Origin of the sequence: Streptacidiphilus sp. MAP12-16, assembly GCF_041262165.1 — a bacterium.
Classification (GTDB): domain Bacteria; phylum Actinomycetota; class Actinomycetes; order Streptomycetales; family Streptomycetaceae; genus Streptacidiphilus.
The window spans coordinates 48,062-69,325 of sequence record NZ_JBGCBY010000038.1 but is presented as its reverse complement, the minus strand read 5'-3'; the positions used below and the strand labels follow the sequence as shown (position 1 = coordinate 69,325).

Annotated in this window: 18 protein-coding genes and 1 pseudogene; 9 read left to right on the top strand and 10 right to left on the bottom strand. The window is 69.1% G+C overall.

The window, feature by feature from the left end:
• Positions 1-138 precede the first annotated feature (138 nt).
• From ABIA33_RS34245 to ABIA33_RS34225, 5 genes are all read left to right on the top strand, one after another.
• The gene (locus tag ABIA33_RS34245) at positions 139-837 is read left to right on the top strand and encodes a hypothetical protein (protein WP_370087354.1); all 699 of its coding nucleotides are present in this window, start codon (positions 139-141) and stop codon (positions 835-837) included.
• On the top strand, positions 834-1,646 hold the full coding sequence (locus ABIA33_RS34240; RefSeq protein ID WP_370087352.1) for a hypothetical protein: 813 nt from the start codon (positions 834-836) through the stop codon (positions 1,644-1,646). The genes ABIA33_RS34245 and ABIA33_RS34240 overlap by 4 nt, the downstream gene beginning before the upstream one ends.
• Positions 1,643-2,566: an ABC transporter ATP-binding protein gene (locus ABIA33_RS34235; protein ID WP_370087350.1), complete on the top strand. Its 924-nt coding sequence runs from the start codon at positions 1,643-1,645 to the stop codon at positions 2,564-2,566. Before ABIA33_RS34240 ends, ABIA33_RS34235 begins: the two co-directional genes overlap by 4 nt.
• A gap of 32 nt (positions 2,567-2,598) precedes the next feature.
• Positions 2,599-2,763: a hypothetical protein gene (locus ABIA33_RS34230; protein WP_370087348.1), complete on the top strand. Its 165-nt coding sequence runs from the start codon at positions 2,599-2,601 to the stop codon at positions 2,761-2,763.
• A gap of 212 nt (positions 2,764-2,975) precedes the next feature.
• On the top strand, positions 2,976-4,184 hold the full coding sequence (locus ABIA33_RS34225; protein WP_370087346.1) for a hypothetical protein: 1,209 nt from the start codon (positions 2,976-2,978) through the stop codon (positions 4,182-4,184).
• A 508-nt stretch (positions 4,185-4,692) separates the two neighbouring features.
• Here ABIA33_RS34225 and ABIA33_RS34220 read toward each other — a convergent pair.
• From ABIA33_RS34220 to ABIA33_RS34200, 5 genes are all read right to left on the bottom strand, one after another.
• Complete coding sequence (locus ABIA33_RS34220) at positions 4,693-7,020, bottom strand: glycoside hydrolase family 3 N-terminal domain-containing protein (RefSeq protein WP_370087344.1); 2,328 nt, start codon at positions 7,018-7,020, stop codon at positions 4,693-4,695.
• A gap of 165 nt (positions 7,021-7,185) precedes the next feature.
• A complete protein-coding gene (locus tag ABIA33_RS34215; protein ID WP_370087342.1) occupies positions 7,186-8,004 on the bottom strand; it encodes a carbohydrate ABC transporter permease in 819 nt (272 codons plus the stop codon).
• The gene (locus ABIA33_RS34210; protein ID WP_370087340.1) at positions 8,001-8,936 is read right to left on the bottom strand and encodes a carbohydrate ABC transporter permease; all 936 of its coding nucleotides are present in this window, start codon (positions 8,934-8,936) and stop codon (positions 8,001-8,003) included. The genes ABIA33_RS34215 and ABIA33_RS34210 overlap by 4 nt, the downstream gene beginning before the upstream one ends.
• Positions 8,937-8,950: 14 nt before the next feature.
• Complete coding sequence (locus ABIA33_RS34205; RefSeq protein ID WP_370087338.1) at positions 8,951-10,240, bottom strand: ABC transporter substrate-binding protein; 1,290 nt, start codon at positions 10,238-10,240, stop codon at positions 8,951-8,953.
• A 252-nt stretch (positions 10,241-10,492) separates the two neighbouring features.
• A complete protein-coding gene (locus ABIA33_RS34200; RefSeq protein WP_370087336.1) occupies positions 10,493-11,551 on the bottom strand; it encodes a LacI family DNA-binding transcriptional regulator in 1,059 nt (352 codons plus the stop codon).
• Positions 11,552-11,760: 209 nt separating this feature from the next.
• On the opposite strand from ABIA33_RS34200, the gene ABIA33_RS34195 reads away from it, so the two are divergent.
• Entirely contained in the window at positions 11,761-14,028 is a 2,268-nt protein-coding gene (locus ABIA33_RS34195) for a glycoside hydrolase N-terminal domain-containing protein (protein ID WP_370087334.1), read from the top strand.
• A gap of 4 nt (positions 14,029-14,032) precedes the next feature.
• On the opposite strand, the gene ABIA33_RS34190 is transcribed toward ABIA33_RS34195, so the two are convergent.
• On the bottom strand, positions 14,033-15,082 hold the full coding sequence (locus tag ABIA33_RS34190; protein ID WP_370087332.1) for a LacI family DNA-binding transcriptional regulator: 1,050 nt from the start codon (positions 15,080-15,082) through the stop codon (positions 14,033-14,035).
• A gap of 486 nt (positions 15,083-15,568) precedes the next feature.
• Here ABIA33_RS34190 and ABIA33_RS34185 point away from each other — a divergent pair, with 486 nt between their 5' ends.
• Positions 15,569-17,353 carry an RICIN domain-containing protein gene (locus ABIA33_RS34185; protein WP_370087330.1) on the top strand — a complete coding sequence of 595 codons (1,785 nt, stop codon included), beginning with the start codon at positions 15,569-15,571 and terminating at the stop codon, positions 17,351-17,353.
• A 37-nt stretch (positions 17,354-17,390) separates the two neighbouring features.
• Positions 17,391-18,263, top strand: a complete 873-nt coding sequence (locus tag ABIA33_RS34180) for an IclR family transcriptional regulator C-terminal domain-containing protein (protein WP_370087328.1) — start codon at positions 17,391-17,393, stop codon at positions 18,261-18,263.
• A gap of 122 nt (positions 18,264-18,385) precedes the next feature.
• Here ABIA33_RS34180 and ABIA33_RS34175 read toward each other — a convergent pair whose 3' ends face one another.
• The 3 genes from ABIA33_RS34175 to ABIA33_RS34165 form a co-directional block, all read right to left on the bottom strand.
• A complete protein-coding gene (locus ABIA33_RS34175; protein WP_370087326.1) occupies positions 18,386-18,991 on the bottom strand; it encodes an ester cyclase in 606 nt (201 codons plus the stop codon).
• A gap of 122 nt (positions 18,992-19,113) precedes the next feature.
• Positions 19,114-20,292 (bottom strand): alpha/beta hydrolase, encoded by a 1,179-nt coding sequence (locus ABIA33_RS34170; RefSeq protein WP_370087324.1) that lies wholly within the window; start codon positions 20,290-20,292, stop codon positions 19,114-19,116.
• Between the two features lie 12 nt (positions 20,293-20,304).
• Positions 20,305-20,433, bottom strand: coding sequence for a hypothetical protein (locus tag ABIA33_RS34165; RefSeq protein ID WP_370087322.1), 129 nt, complete (start codon positions 20,431-20,433; stop codon positions 20,305-20,307).
• Positions 20,434-20,537: 104 nt separating this feature from the next.
• Here ABIA33_RS34165 and ABIA33_RS34160 point away from each other — a divergent pair, with 104 nt between their 5' ends.
• Positions 20,538-21,008: a MarR family winged helix-turn-helix transcriptional regulator gene (locus ABIA33_RS34160; RefSeq protein WP_370087320.1), complete on the top strand. Its 471-nt coding sequence runs from the start codon at positions 20,538-20,540 to the stop codon at positions 21,006-21,008.
• 82 nt (positions 21,009-21,090) lie between these two features.
• Here the strand turns inward: ABIA33_RS34160 and ABIA33_RS34155 are convergent.
• A pseudogene (locus ABIA33_RS34155) lies at positions 21,091-21,261 on the bottom strand (SDR family oxidoreductase); the annotation flags it as partial.
• Positions 21,262-21,264 lie beyond the last annotated feature (3 nt).

Below are 21,264 nucleotides of genomic sequence, written 5' to 3'. Positions count from 1 at the left end.
AAAGGACCGGTCCGGTCCGCCCTTTCAGTACTTTCGGTCGGTACGAGTCCCGGTCGGCGTGAGCAGGCTTGAGGGCATGCAACGAGACCTCGACACACCCTGCGGCGGCGCGGAGCTTGCACAAGCCGGCAGGTGGACGTGAACCGGTCCATCTGGGCCCGCCTCCGATTGGAGCTGCGGGTCATCGGCATCGCCCCGCCGGTGACGGCACTGGCGGCAACGCTGGGCGGCGCGATCCTGGTGATCGTCATGCATGCCACCGGGGCCGGCGCGGAGCACCTCGACCTCGCCGCCGGCGCGGTCCTGGCGGGCTTCGCCCCGCTCGGCACCGCCGTCGCGGCCTCCTCGATCGTGGGGCGTGATACCGGCGCCGAGCTGGTCATGACCACTACGGTCTACCGCCGGGTGCTGTTCCTGCGTGTCGGCCTGGTGGTGGCCCCAGCGGCCCTGGTCACGCTGTTGGACGCCGTCGTGTTCCGCGCCTTGAACGCATGGCCCGTTGGGCAGGGCACGGGCGGTTACCTCCTGGTGTGGGCCCCGCCGATGTTCTGGCTGGTCGCACTGGCGATGCTCATCGCGATCGGCCTGCGCAGCCCGGCCGCCGCAAGCGGCCTGATCGGGGGCCTGTGGCTGGCCCAGTACCTGATGCGGCCCACCATCCTGGACAACACGGTGCTGCGGGCGCAGTACATGTTCATGGGCGTCGACGCCAAGGTCCCGGCGCACGAATGGACCGTCAACCGAATCGCCCTGCCCGCCGTCGGCGTCGCCGCCGTGATCGCGGCCGGCCTGCTACTGGGGCGTCCCGAACGATTTGTGGGGAGCGATACCGCATGACCACCGTCCTTCAGCGAACCGCCCCGCCGACGGCAGCTCGCACCTGGTGGGCGAAGACCGTTGCGGCCGCCCGCTACGAGTACCTGATGCAGGTGCGCCGCCCGGCGGTCTGGCTGGTCGTGATCGGGCTGATCGCGCTGCGCTGCGCATCGCCCTTCCCGCCCGGTTTCACCAGCACCACGGACAACACCTTTCTGGTCGCGGACTGGGCGTTCAACTTCATCATGCTGTGCCCGATCGGTGTCGGCGCCGTCCTCGCCGACCGCGTCCGGCGGGAGGCCCGGCTGGGGCTGAGCGACCTCCTGACCTCGACGCCCACCGGCATCGGCCCGCGCCTGTGGGGCAAGGCCATCGGCGCCGGCGCGGCGACCATCACACCGGTCGTCGTCGCCTGGGTGGGCCTGCTCGGCTACCTGACCGCCCAGCGCGGGGCCGGGGTGATCCCGGTCGGCCTCGCGGCGTTCGCCGCCATCATCCTTCCCGGGCTGGTCTTCGTCGTGGCCTGCTCGGTCACCATCCCGTACCTAACCGGGCCCGTGCTGTACCGGATCGGTCTGTTCGGCTACTGGGTCTGGGGCAACATGGTCGGCCCGCGCTTCGGGATCCCCACCCCCGCCGGCACGCCCTTCGAAGCCATCGGCGAGTACCCGGCCGGTGCCTGGTTCCACGGCACCCTGTTCGACGCCAGGCAGCGGGGAATCACCCCGACCGGCGGCGAGGCCGTCCTCAGCATCGCCTTCCTGCTGCTCATGGCGCTCGCCGCCCTCGTGATTACCCAGCTCGTGCTCACCAGGAGGAGCCCGTCATGACCGCGCCCAACGTGACCATCACCGACCTGACCGTCACCTTCCGGCGCGGCGAGGTCCGCGCCCTCGACGACATCAGCCTGCGCCTGCCCGTCGGCATGGTCGGTCTGCTCGGCCCCAACGGAGCCGGCAAGACCACCTTCATGCGGGTCCTGACCGGGGTGCTGCTGCCGACCTCGGGCACCGTCGCGGTGGACGGCACCGACCTCACCTCGCGCAGCCAGCGCCGAGAGGTCAAGGCCACCACCGGCTACCTCCCCCAGGAGCTCGGCCTGTACCCGGACTTGACGGCCAGCCAGTTCCTCGACTACATGGCGCTGCTCAAGGGCATCACCGACCGGCGCGCCCGCCTGGGCCGGGTCCAGGAGGTCCTCGACCTCGTCTCGCTCGGCGATGTCGCACACCGGAAGCTGAAAACGTACTCGGGCGGCATGAAACGCCGCGTCGGCATCGCCCAGGCCATCCTGAACGACCCCCGACTGCTGATCGTCGACGAACCCACCGTGGGACTGGACCCCGAGGAGCGGCTGCGGTTCCGCAGCCTGCTCGCCAGGCTGGCCGGCGACCGGACGGTGCTGCTCTCCACCCACATCGTCGACGACATCGTGCAGACCTGCCCGAACGTCGTGGTGATCGAACACGGCCGCATCGCCTTCCAGGGCGCCATCGGCGACCTCGCCACCCGCGCCAACGGCATGGTGTGGCACGTCACCCAGCCGGCCACCGCCCCACCGCCCGGCCTGCCCACCGTCACCGTCACCCCCGGCATGACCGGCACCACCTACCGGGTCATCAGCTCCGGCACCCCCACCCCGGACGCGGAGCGCGTCAGCGCCACCGTCGAGGACGGCTACATCGCCCTGATGCACGACACCACCCCGGAGCGGACCCAGCACCCCGGCCCCAGCCTCCGCGCCATCTGACCCCAGCCCCGTCGACACCCAAGGACCAGAAGATGTCTCAGCAGCCACTCACCACCGTCCTGGCCGCCGCCAACACCACCACCGGCTTCCACCCCGGCCTCGCCTACTTCGCGCTTTGGGCCCTCGTCATCGGCGCCATCATCGGTGTTCCCATCTACGTTGTCCGCCAGGTGCGCGACCGCCGCAACCGTCGTTGAACACTGCCTGAGCACACGGCGGTTGGCGCCTCCCGTAACGCTTGGATGGACGGCGATCACACACTCCGCGCTGGGAAGGCACTCCCAGGGGTACATCAGGCGCCCAACGGCCAGTCGATGCTGCTGCCGGTCACCGCCCACGGCTCCGCCTACGACGAGCTCACCACCGAGATGCTCACCCGCGGCCTCCTGCCCCAGATCGAGGTGACCCGATGAGCACCGACCGCACCGCCGCACTGCGCGCCCGCAGCCAGGAGCAGCACAACCTGCCCGCCGGCCGACCGGCCACGGTCCGCCCGACCGCGCGCCCCGCCGACCTGGTGATCACCTCCGACATGATTCCCTCCCCCGTCGAGATCGAGGCCACCGGCCAGCTCACCGCGGACGAGGTCGACGCCCTGGGCACGTGTGAGCGGGCCGTGGAGAACCTGGGCACCGCGACCTGGCTGGCGGGCAAGGCCCTGCAGACCATCCGCGACGGCAAGCTCTACCGCCAGAGCCACCGCACGTTCGAGGACTACATCACCGGGCGCTGGGAGATCAGCGAGCGCACCGCCTACCAGATGATCGAGGAGTGGCCGCTGGCCGAACGCCTGAACCAGGCCCTGGGCAAGCCGGCCACTGCCTCCCACACCCGTGCCCTGTTGCCCGTCGTCGCACGGTTCGGCACCGACGGTCTGGACGCGGCCACAGGCCTCTACGAGGAACTGCGCGACCGCGCGCAGACCGAGGGAGTCAAGGTGACCGCCGCCCTGACCGGCCAGGTCGTCAAGGCCGTCCTCAAGAACGCGTCCAAACAGACCGAGGCCACCGAATTCCGGGCCGCCGCACGACAACTGATGGCAGCAGACTCCCTGCCACCGGTCACCACGAAGAGCCCGACCTCGACCCCGCCGAATCCTGCACTCCCCGACGACGGGAAGCACCCGCCCCTGGGGCAGCCGGATCCGAACCTGCGAAATTTCGCAGGAAACCCAGAGGAGGTAACAGCTCCGGCGGCCATCCCCGTCGCCCTGCCGGACCCCTCGTTCACCCGCGTCATGAGTGCAGACCACCCAGTGGTGGCCGACCCGCCGCAGCCGAGCACCGTGAGTGCGCCCGTACAGAACCTGCGAAATTTCGCAGAAGATCACGGAGCGGCAACAGTCTCGCTCCACACCGCCCCGGACGTGACCTCCGTCGCTCCCCCACCGGCCGCCGCTGTGCCGCCCCGCGCCGTAGACGTTCTGGATGATGTCCTGCAGCGCGTGCAGGACATCCGACGGATCCTTAGCACGGAGGTGACCGCGCCCTCGACACCGCAGGAAGCCGATCAGTTCTGCCGACTCGTGGACGAGATCGTGCAACGGCTCCGCCTCGCCGCCGACGGTGCCCCGCCCTGCCATGCGGCCGACCACCCCAGCCGCCGCAGCCGCTCTTGAGCTCTCCGGGATCTGCCTGGCTCTTCAGGAGCCAGGCAGATCCCGGCCGCTCCCGAGAGGCAGCAGGTCAGTGCCCGGGGCTTCGACGACCCGCAGGCCATGCGCATCTTGTTCGCGTAGCGCAGCCAGCGCGACTCGGAGTGGTGGCCCAGCAGGGCCTGGGCCACGGCCAGGCAGACGAGTTCGGAGTCGCTGAGCAGCGGTGGCCTGCCGATGCATTGGGTTCCTCCGATCTCGTCGTCGATCTTCACGTACAGTGCGGTCAAGAGGGTGTTCAGGTCTGTCGTCACACACGGATCTTGGACACCCTCGCCCCTTTGACGGGCCGAAACTTCGGATCAACTCGTCTAGTGGGACGCCCGCGTCGGGCAGCACCCCACCCCCAGCAGTTCACCGAAGGAAGAGGACACGCACCATGACCGACACACAGCCCTCGCCCCGCACCTGACCACCTACGAGTCGACCACTGCGGCCACGGCGCCAGCGGCGACAGCCCCGACCACAGCTGTCAGTCCCCGAGTACTGTGACGGCGGTGGTCATGGTCCTGGTGTGGTTCACGGTGCGCACATCCCCTTCCAGCCGCACGTGCGCAGGAGCGCCCGGGTCGCCCGCCGACTGCGCGACGGTGAGCACGATCTCGCCGGGTTCGACGCGTCGGCGCAGGTCCCTGCCGGTGAAGCCGGTCAGGTCCGTGTGGACCTCGAACTCCACGACCCGGGTCTCCCCCGCGGCAAGGTCGACGCGGGTGAAGCCGATCAGCTGGCGGACGGGGCGGGTGACCGAGGCGACGGGGTCGGTGAGATAGAGCTGCGGCACCGACGTACCCGACCGGGAGCCGGTGTTGGAGACCGTGGCGCGTACGGTGATCGTCGCCTCGACGGCCACGACCGCTTCCTCCACGTGAGCGTCCTCGATCTCGAATCTCGTGTAGGACAGCCCGTGCCCGAATGGGAACGCGGGTGTTGGGTCGATGTTGCTCACGCCGTCGCTCTTGAGGGCGAGCGGGGGTGCCAGGTACGTGCCCGGCTGGCCTGCCGTGTCGCCCGGGATCTGCACGGGCAGACGCCCGGAGGGGTTGATCCGCCCGGACAGGACGCCGGCGATCGCCGGGCCGCCCTCCTCGCCGGGGAAGAAGGCCTGCAGTGTCGCGTCCGCCCTCCTGGCATGTCGCCCGATCGCGTACGGGCGGCCCGAGAGAACGACGAGGACGGTCCGCCGCGCGGCGTCGAGGACGGCGTCCACCAGGTCCTCCTGTACTCCCGGAAGCGTCAGCGCGCCGACGTCGCAGCCCTCCCCCGAGGTTCCCTCCCCGAACATCCCGGAGCGGTCACCGACGAGCAGGATCGTCAGGTCGGCCGCCGCGGCCGCGGTCACGGCCGCGGCGATGCCGCTGCGGTCGTCCCCGGTGACCGCACAACCTGCCTCGTAGCGCACCGCAACGCCCGGGAACTCCTCCCGGATCGCGTCGAGCACCGTGGGCGCGTGGATCCCCGTGGGGAAGTCGGGGTGGTGGGGCAGCACATGGTTGGGGAAGGAGTAGCAGCCGAACAGGCAGCGAACGTCGTCCGCCACCGGACCGATCACGGCGATGGAGCCCGGCTGGGCGAGCGGCAGGACAGCCGACCGGTTGTCGAGCAGCACCACGGATTCCTCGGCCAGGCTGCGGGCGATGCCGCGGTTGCGGGGCGAGTCGAAGTCCGCGGGCGCGGTGTAGCGGCCGGGGTGCCAGTCGGGGTCCAGCAGGCCGAGTTCGGCCTTCTGCGTCAGTACCCGCAGCACCGAACGATCGAGCAGGTCGGCTGAGACACCGCCGTCCCGCAGCAGGGCCCGCAGCGGTTCTCCGTATCCGTGGGTGTGGGGCAGTTCGACATCGAGGCCGGCCTGCAGGGCGGAGCCTGCCGCGTCGGCGATGTCGGCCGCCACGTGGTGCATGGAGGCGAGGAACGCGATGGCCCAGTAGTCGGAGACCACGGTTCCCTCGAAGCCCCAGCACTCACGCAGCAGGGTGGTGAGGAGGGTCTCGTCCGCGGCGCAGGGCACTCCGTCGATGTCGTTGTAGGCGTTCATCACCGAGCGGACGCGGCCTGTGACCACGGCCTTCTCGAACGGCGGAAGGATCACGTCGGCGAGTTCGCGTGGGCCGAGGGCGGCGGGGGCGTGGTTGCGGGCGGCACGGGAGGTGGAGTAGCCCGCGAAGTGCTTCAGCGTGCCTATGACGCCGGAAGACTGAATGCCCTGCACATAGGCCAGCCCGAGCTCCGAGACGAGGTAGGGGTCCTCGCCGAGGGTCTCCTCCACCCGGCCCCAGCGGTAGTCGCGTACGACGTCCAGTACGGGGGCCAGGCCCTGGTGGACGCCGACGGCCGCCATGTCCGAGCCGATGGACGCGGCCATCTGGTGTACGAGCTCGGGGTTCCAGGTGGCCGCCCAGGCAAGGGGGGTCGGGTAGACCGTGGCCTGCCAGGTGAAGAAGCCGGTCAGGCACTCCTCGTGGGCGATGGCTGGGATGCCGAACCTGTTCGCCGCCACGACCTGTTCCTGCAGCGTCGCGAGCCGTCTGCGCCCGGCTTCCGGGTCGACCGGTGCCGTGCCGAACACCCGGGTCAGCTGGCCCAGACCGCCGACGATGGCTTCGTCGAAGCTGTCGGCGCCTCGGAAGGTGTCCTGCATGGGCGCCACGTCGCCGGAGTCGTCGTGGCCGGGCCAGGTGCTGCCGAGCTGCGCGATCTTCTCGGCTACGGTCATGGCGTCGAGCAGGGCGCGGGCGCGGACGGACGGCGGCAGGGCGGGGTCGTTCCACAGCCCGGTCGTCGGGCGCTCATCGCTGATCGTCAAGGGTTTTCCAATTCGGTCGGGGCAGCGCGAAGGCGCGGTCGGAGCAAGGGAGAAGTCGGGCGGTCGGTGTGCGGGCAGGCCTGAGCGGCAGCCCGCAACGGCAGGCTGTGGCAGAGTCGGGTCGGGGGCCGTCCCGTCCGGTCGGATGGCCGGGAGGGCGCTCCGTCACTTGCCGCCGGCGCCCATCAGGCCGGCGACGAGGGCTCGTCGGGCGAAGAGGTAGACGACGAGGATGGGGAGTGTGGACATCAGTACCGCTGTCAGCAGGGCCGGGACGTTCGAGCCGTACTCGGACACGAAGTTGTACAGGCCCAGCGTCACGACCTTGTCGCCGTTGGACTGGGTCATGATCAGCGGGAACAGGAAGCCGTTCCACGCCTGCAGGGCTGTGAAGACGCAGGTGGTCGCGATGGCGGAACGCGACATCGGAAGGACCAGTGTCAGCAGCGTCCGGGCCGGGTTGGCGCCGTCGAGGGCCATCGCCTCGTAGAGCTCGGTGGAGATGTCCCGCATGCCGCCGCTGAGGACGAGCACGCTCACCGGCAGCGCGAACGCTGCGGTAGGCAGGATGATGCCCCACAGGGTGTCGTAGAAGCCGAGGTCGTTGATAATCAGGAAGAGCGGGATGATGACGGCCTGGGAGGGGATCGCCAGTCCCAGGAGGAACAGCCGGAACACGCCCTTCGTGATCCATCCCCGGCCCCGGACCACCGCGTAGCTGATCGGAACGGCGAGTGCCAGCACGATGGCGACGGTGGCCCCCGCGACGACAACGGTGTTCCAGATGTCCTGCAGGAACCCGCTGTCGACGACGGTCTTGAAGTTGTCCAGCGTCAGGGCGGACGGGAGCGCCAACGGCCCCTTGTCGGTGTACTTGGACTGCGGCTGCAGCGCGGTGTTGACCAGCGCGTACAACGGCACCCCGATGATCAGGAGCCAGATGAACGCTGCAACACCGGCTACGTAGTTGGGGCGTGTCCTCACAGCCCCTCCAGGGTGCTGGTCATCTTGTCGTACCCGCTGAGCTTCGTGAGCAGGATCGAAGCCGCTGTGGCGAGCAGGAGCAGGAAGCTCGCAATCGTGCTGGCGTATCCGTAGTCGTAGGTTCGGAACGCCGTCTGGTACATGGAGAACGGGAGGATGGACGTGTCCGTGCCGGGCCCGCCGTTGGTCAGCAGCAGCACGATGTCGAAGGCAGTGAGGCCCCCCACGACCATGAACGTGGTCGAGGTGATGATCGTGTTACGCAGTTGCGGCAGCGTGATGTGCATGAACTGCCGGACTCTCCCCGCGCCGTCGATCGCGGCCGCCTGGTAGAGCGTCTCCGGGATCGCGCGGGCGGCGCCCTGGTAGAGCAGGCTGTGGAAGGGGATGAACTGCCAACTGGTGACCAGGACCAGGCAGGTGATCGCGCCCTGCTGGGTACCGAGCGGGTCGGCGGCGCCGAAGAGCCAGCTGAACTTCGAGGGGATGCCGAAGTTCGGGTCGAGCAGTTGGCGCCACATGACGGCGGTGGCCGCGGTGGACAGCAGCAACGGCAGGAAGAAGATCGCGGACAGGACGGCCCGGTTGCGCTGGCGGCCGGCCGACCACACGCCCAGCAGAATGCTGATCGGAGCCTGCACCACGATGTTCCCGAGCAGCAGGACTCCCGTGACCAGGGTGGACTGCCAGACCTGGTGGTCGCCGAGGAAGCGCGACCAGTTGTCCAGTCCGGCGAACTGCGGTGCGCTGAGGCCGTCCCAGTGGGTGAGGGAGAGATAGAGCGCTCCTCCCATCGGGACGACGGCGAAGAGAAGAAAGAACACCAGCCCGGGGGCCGCCCAGGCCACACCGGGCCTGGGCAGGGTCGGAGCGGCACTCCGGGCGTGGGCCCGGGGTGCCCTCACGGGCCGCGAAGTCGTTGCGGAAGTCACGTGCGCTTTCCTCACTAGTGCTTCAGCGCCACGACGGCGCTGACGAACTGCGCGGGCGAGCTCTGCCCGTTGAACAGCTTCTGGATCTCGGTGAGCAGCGGGGTGCCCAGGGTGAGGCCGAGCGCCTGGTCCCAGGACTGGGTGAAGGCGGGGGCGTTGCGCACCAGGTCGTACTGGAACATGGCGTAGGAGGGGTCGGGCGCCTTGGCGAGCAGGCTCGCGGCGTTCGAGGTGACCGGCACCTCGCCCTTCTCGACCAGTCCCTGGACGTAGCTGTCGCTGTAGGTGGTCTTCAGGAACGCCGCCGCCGTGTCCTTGGCAGCCGTGGTCGTCACGGAGAGGTAGTTGGTGGGGTTGCCGACGACGTCGTTCGGGTCGCCCTTGCCGCCGTCCACGCTCGGGAACGCGACGTAGCCCAGGTCGTTCTTGGCGAAGTTGGGGTCGTCGGTCTGCTGGGTGGCGTACTCCCACGAGCCCATCAGGACCATGGCCGCCTTGCCCTTGGCCAGCAGGGTGGAGGTACCGCCCGAGCCGTAGTTGACCGAGCCGAAGCTCGTGCCGAAGGCTCCGCTATCCACCAGGTCCTTGATCATCTGGGCGGACTTGAGTACGGCCGGGTCCTTCCACTGCGACCAGTCGCCCGCCTGGATCTTCTGGAAGAGGCCGGGGCCGCCGAGGCGGTCGACGAGGTACTCGACCCACATCAGCTCCGTCCAGGCGGAAGTGCCGCTGCCGGCGAGGGCGAAGGGCGTGATGCCCTTGCTCTTGAACGTCTGCACCAGGCTCGTCAGATCGGCGTAGGTCTTGGGCGGCTGGACGCCTGCGGCGGTGAAGACCTTCTTGTTGTAGAAGAGGAACACCGGCTGGGTGCCGCGGATCGGGAGGCCCACCAACTTGCCGTCGACCGTGCCCGCGGCCAGGGCGGAGGGCAGGAAGTGCGACTTCAGAGCCGGGTCGAGCGTGACCAGCTTCCCGGCCTTGACGTAGTCGTTGAGGCTTCCGCCGCCCCAGTTGAAGAACATCCCGGGCATCCCGGAGGAGCCCATCGCGATGCGCAGCTTGTCCTTGTACCCGTCCGTGGTGATCACGGACATGCTGACCTTGCCCTGGCCTCCGGAGTTGAAGGAGTCCACCGCCGCCTGCTGCACCGAGTTGGTCGGATCCTGCAGCGTCCAGAAGCTCACATTGCCCGTGGACGTGGACGCGGTGCCGGAGCTGTTGGAGCTCCCACAGGCGGCCATGGTGACGCTCAGCGCGGTTACCGCCGTGACGGCGAGAAGCCCCCGCCGGGAAACTCTGTTCATCGTTGAACACCTTTTCGAGTCAGCGTGATCCTGTGTGCGCCTCAGTGGCAGGCCGTCCCGGGCCTGGTCGCGCTCAGGGATTCAGGTGGATGGCCGGGCCCGTCAGGTTGCGTTCGCGCAAGGTTTGCGCGCCGTTGCCCCTGTGGTCGAGCTGGCATCGGTCACGCTAAGGGCCGTAATTCGGCTGCGGCAAGAGCCTGGGGGCGGTCAGTCACGAAACACTTTCGAAATCTGGGGACGCACAGAACCGGGTCAAACTCGTCCGTCTGTCTCGGGCGGAGCTGTCGACAGGCGCACCACGAGTTCCGTCGCCAACTCCTTGCGAGCCGTCGCGGGTGACCTGCCGTCAGCCAGGTTCAGCAGGACCCGAGTGGCCTCCTGGCCGAGCGCCCCGAACGGCTGCCGCACGGCCGTCAGCGGCGGTGAGGCCATGGCGGCCACCAGAGTGTCGTCGAAGGAGACGACCGACAATTGGCGGGGCACGGAGATACGGAGCCGCCGTGCCGCCTCCAGGACGCCAAGGGCCTGGACGTCGCTCGCGGCGAACAGCGCCGTCGGCCTGCCGGGCTGGTCAAGGAGGATGCAGGCTGCCCGCAGGGCCTCGGCGTAGTCGAAGTCCGTCGACCGGACGAGCGCGGGCTCGAACGCGATCCCGGCCTCCGCCAGGACAGCCCGGTAGCCGTGCAGGCGCGCGGACCCGGCCAGCGAACTGGAACGGCCAGCCAGCATGCCGATGCGGCGGTGCCCCAGATCGATCAGGTGCTGCACGGCGGTCGTCGCGCCGTGCCAGTTCGCCACCCCGACGCTCGGGATGCCCGCCGACGGCGCGTTCAGCGGATCGACGAGGACCACCGGCAACCGCTGCTCCAGAATCCGGCGCTGCTCCGGCTCGGCGAGGGTGGAGATCACGATGACGACCCCCGCGGCGCCCAGCGCCACGGACTCCTCCAGCCAGTGGGCGATCGAGCGCCGGCCCGTCGTGCCGACGGTCGTGAGGACGTCCTTCTCGGCCGCCGAATCGACAATGCCGCGGACTACTTCCAGGGTGTACGGGCCGGCCAGGTCCCGGAACACGGCGAGGATCTGCCTTGGCCGCCGCGCGCCGCTCTCCCAGGGACGGACGTAGCCCCGCTCCGCGAGCAGCGCCTCGACCCGGGCCCTCGTCCGCTCGGACACATCACGTCGCCGGTGGACGACCTTCGACACGGTCCCCACCGAGATGCCCACCTCGTTGGCTATCGAGGTGATCAGCCCGTACTGGGCGTTGCGGTTCGACCGAACTGGGCCCGTCACCTGCGCGTGAACCTCCATGTCGCCTCCTACTGACCGTGCGCGGAGCGAACGTACACGCCCGGTCGGCCGCCGCACCCCGGGCAGAGCACCGAAACACCCGAAGACCTGCGGAAAACCAGGGCAGCCCGCAGATTTCGAAAGTCTTTCGGGGCCCGGGCGGACAACTCTTGTAGGCTCCCCCGCAGCCTGTTCGAGCCGCTCAGGCGCTCACCTTTGGGAGGCCGGGAATGCCGGTGCACAGCATCCACGACGAACAACCCGCCGACCGCTGGGAGGACGCCTTCCTCTCCGGCAACGGCGAGTACGGGATCATGGTGTTCGGGCATCCGCACCGGGAACGAATCGTTCACAACCATCACCGCTACGTGCTCCCCAACGGATCCCTCGGGATGCAGCCGCCGGCCGTCGCCGACCGTCTCGAGCATGTGCGCGACCTGATCCTCGCCGGAGAGCGGGAGACGGCGCAGCGCGAGTTCTCCGACGGCAGGGCGCTGGCCTGGACGCAGCCGTTCCACCCCGGGCACGTGCTCCACCTGGACGCTGTGTCCGAGGAAGGCCCGGTGCAGCGCTACCGCCGGGTCACCGACTTCCCCACCGGTGAGGTGCGGGTCAGCTGGTCCGACGGAGAGCGGGAATGGGCGCGGCGGGCGTTCGTGTCGCGCACCGACGCCGTCGCGGTCGTCGAGATCTCGGGTCCGCGGCTCGACCTGGCGCTACGGCTCTCCGGGGAACTGCCGGGCCGCCCCTCCGATGTCAGCTACGTGACGTCCGCACGCGCCGCCGGGGGCGGTGAGGCGACACTGGCCGTCGTTGGGACGTATCCCCCCGGACCCGGCGCGGCCGGGTCCGTCGGCGTGACCCGCGTCGTCGTCACCGGCGGCCGGCTCACAGCAGAAGGGGACGTGGTCCGCGTACGCGGGGCCACAAGAGTCACCCTGCTGACCCGAATGGACCGGGGGAAGCCCCTTCCCGATGTCGACGCACTCCGTCTCGACCTGGCGCAGTTGCCCGTCGACTACGACGGGCTGCTCACCCGGCACGCAGCGGTCCACGGCGAGCTCTACCAGCGGGCGGCGCTCGACCTGGGCGTCCCCGGGAGCGACCGGGACCTGCCCGTGCGCGAGCTGATCGCCCGGGCCGACGACAAGGTGCTGGACGGCGCGCTGGTCGAGGCGCTGTTCCACGCCGGCCGCTACTTGCTGCTCAGCTCCAGCGGGGTGCTTCCGCCACGGCTGACCGGGCTGTGGCTGGGGGAATGGGGAGCCGCCTGGTCCGGCGACTACACCACGGACGCCAACGTCAACCTGCAGATGGCGGCGGCGGTCCTCACCGGCATGCCCGAACTCATCGAGCCGTACGCCGCATTGGTCGGCGCGCAGATCGACGACTGGCGCACCAACGCCCGCACGATCTACGGCGCCCGCGGGGTGCTCGCGCCCAGTCGGACCGACGGTGAGCACGGCCTGCTGTTCCATCTCGACGACGAGTGGCCCTGGACCATGTGGCTGGCGGGCGCGGACTGGCTGCTGTTCCCGTTGGTGGAGTACTGGCGAGCGACCGGGGACGACGGCTTCCTGGCCCGCACCCTCGCCCCCTGGCTCGTCGAAGCCGCGGTCTTCTTCGAGGACTTCCTCACGCGTGAGGACGCCGAGGGGCACGTCGTCGTGGTCCCCTCCTACTCCCCCGAGGTCGGCCCGCGGGGCGAGCAGGGCGCCTGCGGCGTGAACGCCACCATGGACGTGGCGGCCGCCCGGCACGCGCTCACCACCGCCGCCGAGGTCTGCGCGCACCTCGGCATCGAGCAGACCGCAGCCGACCGCTGGCGTGCCCTCGCCGAGCGGCTGCCGCCCTACCGCGTGGACGCTGACGGCGCCCTCGCCGAGTGGGCGTGGCCGGGTCTGGAGACCGCCGACGACCACCGGCACATCAGCCATCTCTATCCGGTGTGGCCCCTGCACGACATCACCCCGGAGGAGACCCCCGGTCTTGCCGCCGCCGCCCGTGCTGCGCTGTTGCGGCGCGGCGACGAGAACATGTCCGCGCACGGCAGCCTTCACCGCGCCCTGGTGGCCGCGCGGCTGAAGGACGCCGAGACGGCCAAGGCCAACGTCCTCAAGATCCTGGGGCGCAACATGGTCTACCCGTCCCTCATGACCTCCCACAACCCTGATCTGGAGATCTACAACGCGGACGCGGCCCACTGTCTGCCCGCCGTCTTCGTGGAGATGCTGGTGGACTCCCGGCCAGGGGTCGTGGAACTGCTGCCGGCGCTGCCCCCGGACTGGCGGAGCGGCAGCCTGCACGGCATCAGCACGCGCGCCGGGGTGGGCGTCGACGAGTTGAGCTGGGACGTCGAGCGCGGTGTCGCGCGGGTCGTCCTCACCTCCACGCGCGAGCGGGAGATCGACGTCCTGTGCCGGCGACTCAGCGAGCGACGGCACACCGTGCGGCTTCGGCCGGGTGTCCCCGTCATGATGACCGTCTCGCTCGCCTGAGCGGTCAGATCGCCGGCTCGGCCCTGACGCTGCGGGGCGCCGACGTCGAGGTGCGCAGCACGAGCTGCGTCGCCAGCTCGATCCGCGGAGAGGCGGGAGGCCGTCCCTCGGCCAGGTCGACGAGAACCCGGGTGGCCTCGCGGCCCAGCTCCCCGAAGGGCTGGCGCACCGCGCTCAGCGGGGGGCAGGCCATCGCCGCCACAAGCGTGTCGTCGAAGGACATGACCGCGAGATCCCCCGGAACACTGAGCCCGTGCTGACGGGCAGCCTCCAGAACGCCGAGCGCCTGCACATCGCTGGCCGCGAAAACGGCCGTGGGCGGGTCATCGGAGCGCAGGATCTGCAGACAGGCCAGCAACCCCTCATGGAAGTCGAAATCGGTCGAACGCACGATCGCCGGGTCGTAGGCGATCCCCGCCTCTTCGAGCGCGGCCCGGTAGCCGTGCAACCGCGCCCCCCCGGCCAACGAGTGCGAACGGCCGGCGACCATGCCGATCCGGGTGTGCCCGAGCCCCAGCAGGTGCTGCACCGCATCCATGGCCCCGCTCCAGTTCGTCACCCCGATGCTCGGAATCTCCTGAGTCGGCGCGCTGAGCGGGTCGACCAACACGACCGGCAGCCCCTGCTCGACGATACGGCGCTGGTTCTCCTCGGCCAGCATCGAGATCACGATAATCAACCCGGCCGCGCCGAGCGCCTCGCACTCCTCCAGCCACTGGGAGATCGAGCGCTGGCTGGTCGTCCCGGTCACAACGTCGATGCCGAGCTCGTCCGCCGCGTCCACGATCCCGCGGACGACCTCCAACGTGTACGGGCCGGAGAGATCCCGGAACACCGCGACGATCTGCCGCGGCACCGAGGGATCCGGCTCCCCCGGGCGGATGTACCCGTACCGCACCAACAGCTCCTCGACCCGGGCGCGCGTCGCGGCGCCGACGTCAGGACGCCGATGCACCACCTTTGACACGGTGCTGAGCGACACCCCCGCCACACTGGCGATAGCGGTCAGCAAACCGTACTGCGGCTCCTGATGCGTCCTGCCCTGCCCTGCCATCTGTGCGCCTCGCCTTGAGTTGTCACCCCGTGCCCGCCCCGCCCGCCGACACGGACGCGCTGGTCCGCACCCACTTCCGCACCTCGAAACCGCGCCGCAAGCTAACGGGACAGAACGCCCGGTGGCAAGACCACTGGGCAGCCCGGCCGACCTCGGCCGGCTTCTTCGGGAGCGCCGCCGGGACCCGCAGGCCGGTGCCCACCCGAAGCTACCGCGAACCCTCGGTCGACCGTCGTCTCACCCTCGAAACACTTTCGCAATAGTGACGACCGCCATGGTTGCACCCCGTCGGATTCCCCCCTAGCTTTCATCCCACTGCGAGCCCGCAACACATTCGGGCGTCGAACCGCAAACAAGCGTTCCCGTCATCTGGCTTCCACCAGCCATGGCGTCGACGGGGCGCTCTACAGGGTTCCGGGGAAGGTAAGCGCACCTCAATTGTGGTGCCGCCTTGTTCCGATCCTTGTTATCCCTTCAGGAGGAACAGTGATAGGCAAGCGAATGGGTCTTCGTAGAGCTGCGGGCGCCATCCTGGCCGCAGCCGTGGCGCTGTGGACGCTGGCGATGCCCGCACAGGCGTCCACGCCGACCCCCGCTACGCTCTACCAACTTCCGAGCACCGCCTCCTGCACGAAGTCGGTCAACAACTGCGCCCTCTACCCGAAGGCGGCCGCTCTGCCGAGTGGACGCCTGGTCGCGGCATTCGAGAAGTCGACGGTGGCCGCCTCGGGCTCGGCCGACGGGCAGACCATCCCTATGTACAAGAGCGACGACAACGGCACGACCTGGCAGTACCTGACCGATGTCAAGGCACCGGCGTACGCTTCGTCGAACTCCGCCTACTCGAAGTACGTCAGCAACTGGACCAATCCGTATCTGTACGTTCTGCCGCAGGCAGTCGGCAATCTCGCCTCCGGCACACTGATGATGGCTACCGTCACATCGGGCGACGACTACAACTACCTCGACCAGAAGGCCGCCAACTCCAGCTACACGCCCACGCACGACGGCGACCGCAGCAACACGGCGATTGCGCTCTACGCGAGCACCGACTCCGGTGCGACGTGGAATATCGTGAACATCATCACGACAGGCACGTGGTCGAACGGGCTGAGTTACCCGGCCACCGAGAACACGTACCACCAGAACGACCCCGTATGGGAACCGTACCTGATGGTCTACAACAACCAACTCGTGGCCTATTACTCCGACGAGAACGACTACACCGGATATGACTCGACGACGGGCATTCCGACTCTCGATCCGAACAATGCCACGACGCCGGACGCCGGCACCCAGATCCTCGCGCATCGGACCTGGGACGGCGTCGGCTCGTCATGGAGCAGCCCGATCGTCGATGTCTCCGGAACGACTGTCACCAATTCGTCCGGATACAGCGAGATCGGCGGCGGTCGCCCCGGCATGACCAACGTCGTCCAGACCAGTGACGGCAAGTGGATGATGACCTTCGAGTACTGGGGCGGCGGCGACAACGTCCGCTACAAGATCGCCAGCGATCCGCTGCACTTCTTCTCGGTGGGCGGCACCGCGGGCACCGGCATCACCTCACTTTCGGTGACATCGGGCTCCAGCGCCTTGTCCCGTGGCGGCAGCCCGGTACTCCTGCGCCTGCCGAACGGGCGGATCGTCTTCAACGCCGCAGGCAGCGGGGACGTCTGGACGAATGCCAGCGGGAGCAGCACCGGTGCCTGGACGCAGCAGCACACGACGATGTCGTCCGCCTACAGCCGCAGCCTCACCTACATCCCCGGTACCGGCCGAGTCGAGATCGTCGGCGGAACAACCACGATCTCCTATGCGGACATCGACTTCGGAAACTCCACGCGCGCGTACTACAAGCTGGTCAACGTCAACAGCGGTAAAGACCTCGGCGTGTGGGGAGCGGACCTCCTCGACGGACAGAACGTCGTGCAGTGGACCGACAACGGGTCGGCCGACCAGTTGTGGCACCTCACGGATCTCGGCAACGGATACGACACACTGCTCGACAAGAACAGCGGCAGGGCCCTCGGTGTCTGGCAGGCCAGCACGGCAAGCGGCGCGAACGCCGTGCAGTGGGTCCAGAACGGCGGCACCGACCAGCAGTGGCAGGTGGTCGCCGTCGGCTCCAACTACAAGCTGGTGGACCGCAATTCCGGTCTGGCCCTCGGCGTCTCCGGAGCGTCGACCAGCGACGGCGCGCAGATCGTCCAGCAGACGTACACCGGCGCCTCCTCCCAGCTGTGGACCCTGGTGCAGGTTTCGTCCTAACCGAGGGAAGGTTCACCTCGCCGTCCTCGCGACAGCGATGCCGGACCCCTGCCGACCCGGGCGAAAGCTCGGGCCGGCAGTACCTGGGTACTACCGCCGGGGTCCACGTTCGCACCCCAGGTATCGGAGCAGGGCAACAGGCAGCTCCCTCGCCCGCGGCCTGAGCGTTCTGACCGCCTTCGCCCAGAGCCGCTCCGCCCTGAAGAGCGCCGATGTCGCCCGCATCACCGGCTTGCCGCGGGCCACCGCACTGCGGGCACTGATCACCCTCGACCACCTCGGCTACGTCACGAACCGAGCAGGGCTCTACCACCCCAACGCGGCGATCCTGTCGCTCGGCTACGCCCCATTGTCCCGCCTGTCACTGGCTCAGCTGACCCAGCTCCATCTCACGGCGCTATCGAGTCGACTCTCCGGATCGGCGTCCATGACCGTGCTCTCTGGCACCGACATCCTCTACGTCGCACGCGCCGCCGCCACGCGACTGATGACCGTCGACATCGCAGTGGGCGCTCAGCTCCCTGCGTACGCCACCGCCATGGGGCGCGTTCTGCTCGCCGGCCTGCCCGAGGCCGAACGCGTCGCACTCCTCGCCGCCTCGAACCGCGCGCCGCTGACCCCGCACACGGTGACGGACATCGACGAACTGCTCCGACTACTCCAACGGACCGCCGCCGACGGCTACGCCCTCGTCGACGATGAACTCGAAGTCGGGCTGCGCTCGATAGCCGTCCCCGTCCATACCCAGGACGGCCGAGTACACGCCGCGATCAACATCGCCATGCACCCCAGCCGACACACCGTCACCGACTGCATCGGGCAAGCCCTCCCCGCGCTGCGCAGCGCCACTCAGGCCATCGAACACGACCTCGCCGCCGTCGGCCGACTCGGCCTTATGCCCCTGACGTGACGCTGCGGCGTTCAGCGGCCCGCCACGTCAAGGGTTGGCGGGTGGGCCGCAATCCTGCGGTCCTCATGAACCGGCCGGGCCGGCAGCAGTGACAGCACCCCGGCCGCCCGGCACTCACCGGTTCAGCCGAGGCCGATCTGCGCGTAGAAGGTCTGGTTGTCCCAGAACAGGAACTCCTCGTCCATCGTTCCCTGACGGTTCCAGATACCGACCGTGGCCATGTTGATGGCGTACTTCTTGCCGGTCGGCTGAATGAAGCCGCCCTTCCCGTCCGGCATGGGGCGGGTGAAGGTGCCCTGCATCACGCCGGTGACCGCGGTCAGCTGGTCCTTGGCCACGCGGAGCGGGTGGGACAGGATCCGGGTGTCCGGTGCCCACACGAACAAGGCAGCAAGGTCCTTGATGTGCTGCTCGATACCGTCGGTGTAGTGCCCGTCGGGCCAGTGCACACGGATGTTCTGCGCGTGGCTCTCGCCCAGGCGCGCCCAGTCGGCGTGTGTGAAGACCTGGAAGTCCAGCTCGTCGAAGGTCTGCAGGTGCTTGCGCTCGGCGTGGGTCAGGTTGTGCGGGTAGGGCGGGTTCGGTACCGGCGTGGTGGCCGGGTCCGGGAGCAGGCCAGGGTATTGCTGGGCCGCTTCGGCCAGGCTGCCTCCGCTCGTGACGGCGGTGATGGCCAGCGCGCCGAACGCGGCGGCGGTTCCGCCCTTGAGCATGGAACGACGGTCCATGGTGGGTCCTCGATTCTCTTGGTGAGCGCCCAGGCGAGCGCTCATGGTGAAGCTGTCCTGGTGAAGGCAGGCCGTGACGGCCGGTCAGGAGGTCGCTGGGTGTGGGAATCCGCAGCGATCTGTCATGCGACCGCCGGGGTGAACTGCCCCGCGGCCCAGGCGTGGCTGGTGCTCACGATGGCGGTGACGATGTCGAGTTCGGGCTCGTCACGAGGTCCGTAGACGAGCACCATGCCCGGAGTGAGCCTGATCCCGGCGAGCGGTTGGGCCACGGCCCAGCCGTGCCGGATCGCGTCGGCGGCCAGGCTGACCGGCAGCGCGATGTGCAGCGAACCGTCGTGTCCGGGGTGCAGATGGGCGAACTCTCTGGCCCTTGGCACGAGGAAGGCATCCTCGGGCCCGGTGGAGTACGTTCCGGTGAGCATGAAGCCTCGTGCGCCGGGCACGGAGATCGCCGACTGGGCGGTGTCGACGTCGGCAAACGCGCGCAGCCGGGCGAACAGCTTCTCCTGCAGTTCCAGCGGTGCGTTGTCGGTGGTCTGCTGCTGGGGGATCGACGCGCTGACCCGCGGCCTCGGCCCGACGCGGTCCGGAAGTCCCGTAGGAAGGGTCGGCCAGTACGCCGGTCCCCTGCTGGGAGATCCGTGACGGGCGAGGTAGTCGGCCCGCTCGCCGAGCCAGGCGGCGAGGCCGGCCAGCGCGTCGGTGGCGATGCCGTGCCCCACGGGGTCCCGCCGGGCGATCGTCGGAGCGCCGGACTCCTGGGTCAGGTAGTGCCAGGTGCGGTCGAGCAGTTCGCGCGGGATGACGTTGTCGTGCTCTCCCTGCGCGACAAATACCGGCACCCCGGCCAGGCGGGCGGCAGTGGTGGGCACTCCTGCCTCGAAGGGCAACGTGCCGTACAGGATGGCCGCTGCGGCGAACCGTTCCGGGTTGTCCAGCACCAGCCCGCCCGCGAACGCCGCGCCACCGCTGAAGCCGACGAGCAGCACCGGGCGGTCGTGCGGGGCGATCTCGTCGAGCCAGGCGTTGAACCAGTCCATGGTCGCTCGCAGGGACTGCGGGACCGGGCGGCCGATACCGCGGTTGGCGAACCAGGCGAACCCCGGTCCTTCGGCGATGGGCGCGCGCACCGCGGCATACGAGAACTCGGAGGGCAGCGCGTCGGCGAGCGCGATGATCTCGGTCTCGCGTGAGCCCCGGCCGTGCAGCAGCACGACCAGCGGCGCCACCGCGTCGCCTCGGGTCACCGCGATCGGCGGCCCGAACGGAGGGTTCGGTACTACGGAGTCAGTTGCCATGATCGACTCTCCTCAGCCGGTCAGGCCGAGCAGCGCCCAGCCGGACTGCCAGGACCAGCCCTGGCTCGCGTTCAGTGGGATGTTCACGAAGGCCATCTCCTCCAGGGCCGGCGCCAACTCGTCGATGATCGCGACATGCATGACCGCCCCCAATTCATTGACTGGTCAACCATTGACACTTTAACCATTATTTGTTGACTATGCAATGTCTTCCTCCACAACTTCCTGCGAGTAGGATTGCTGTCATGTCTTCCGCCGCGGCTGCCATCGACGACCCCCTGATCACCACGTTCGGCCGCCTGGCCGAGGCATACAGCCGCATGGAGCAGTGGCTCGGATCCGCCCTGGAGTCCGAGACCGGACTGCCGCATGTCTGGTTCGAGGTGCTCATCCGATTGGGCCGCTCGGAGGGGGAACAGCTGATGATGAGCTCCCTGGCCGACCAGATCGCGCTCACTACCAGCGGCGTGACCCGGCTGGTGGACCGCATGCAGGCAGCCGGCTACGTCGAGCGCCGCCCGTGCCCCACCGACCGGCGCGTCTCCTACGCGGGCATCACCGCCGCCGGACACGACATACTCGAGCGAGCAGCCACCGTGCACGCACGCAACCTGCGGACGGCCTTCGACGGCTTCAACTCACAGGACCTGGCCACACTGGACGCCGCACTGGACCGCGTCAGGGAGGCAGCCTCCGGACTGCCCCGGCAATCATGACGATGGTGCGTCACCCCGCCGACGACCTCAGTCCTCGCAGCGGCGTCGGTGTTCTCCCTCAGGGTGGAACTTCGGGTGGGTGTCAGATTCGGGGACGGACGCGCAGGCCGTGCATGCCGCCGTCGACGGCCAAATCGGTGCCGGTGGTGGCACCCGCCAGCGGGCTCGCCAGGTAGGCGATGGCTACGGCGACCTCGTCGGCGGTCACGAGCCGGCCCATGGGCTGGCGGGCGTTGAGGGCGGCGCGCTCGGACCG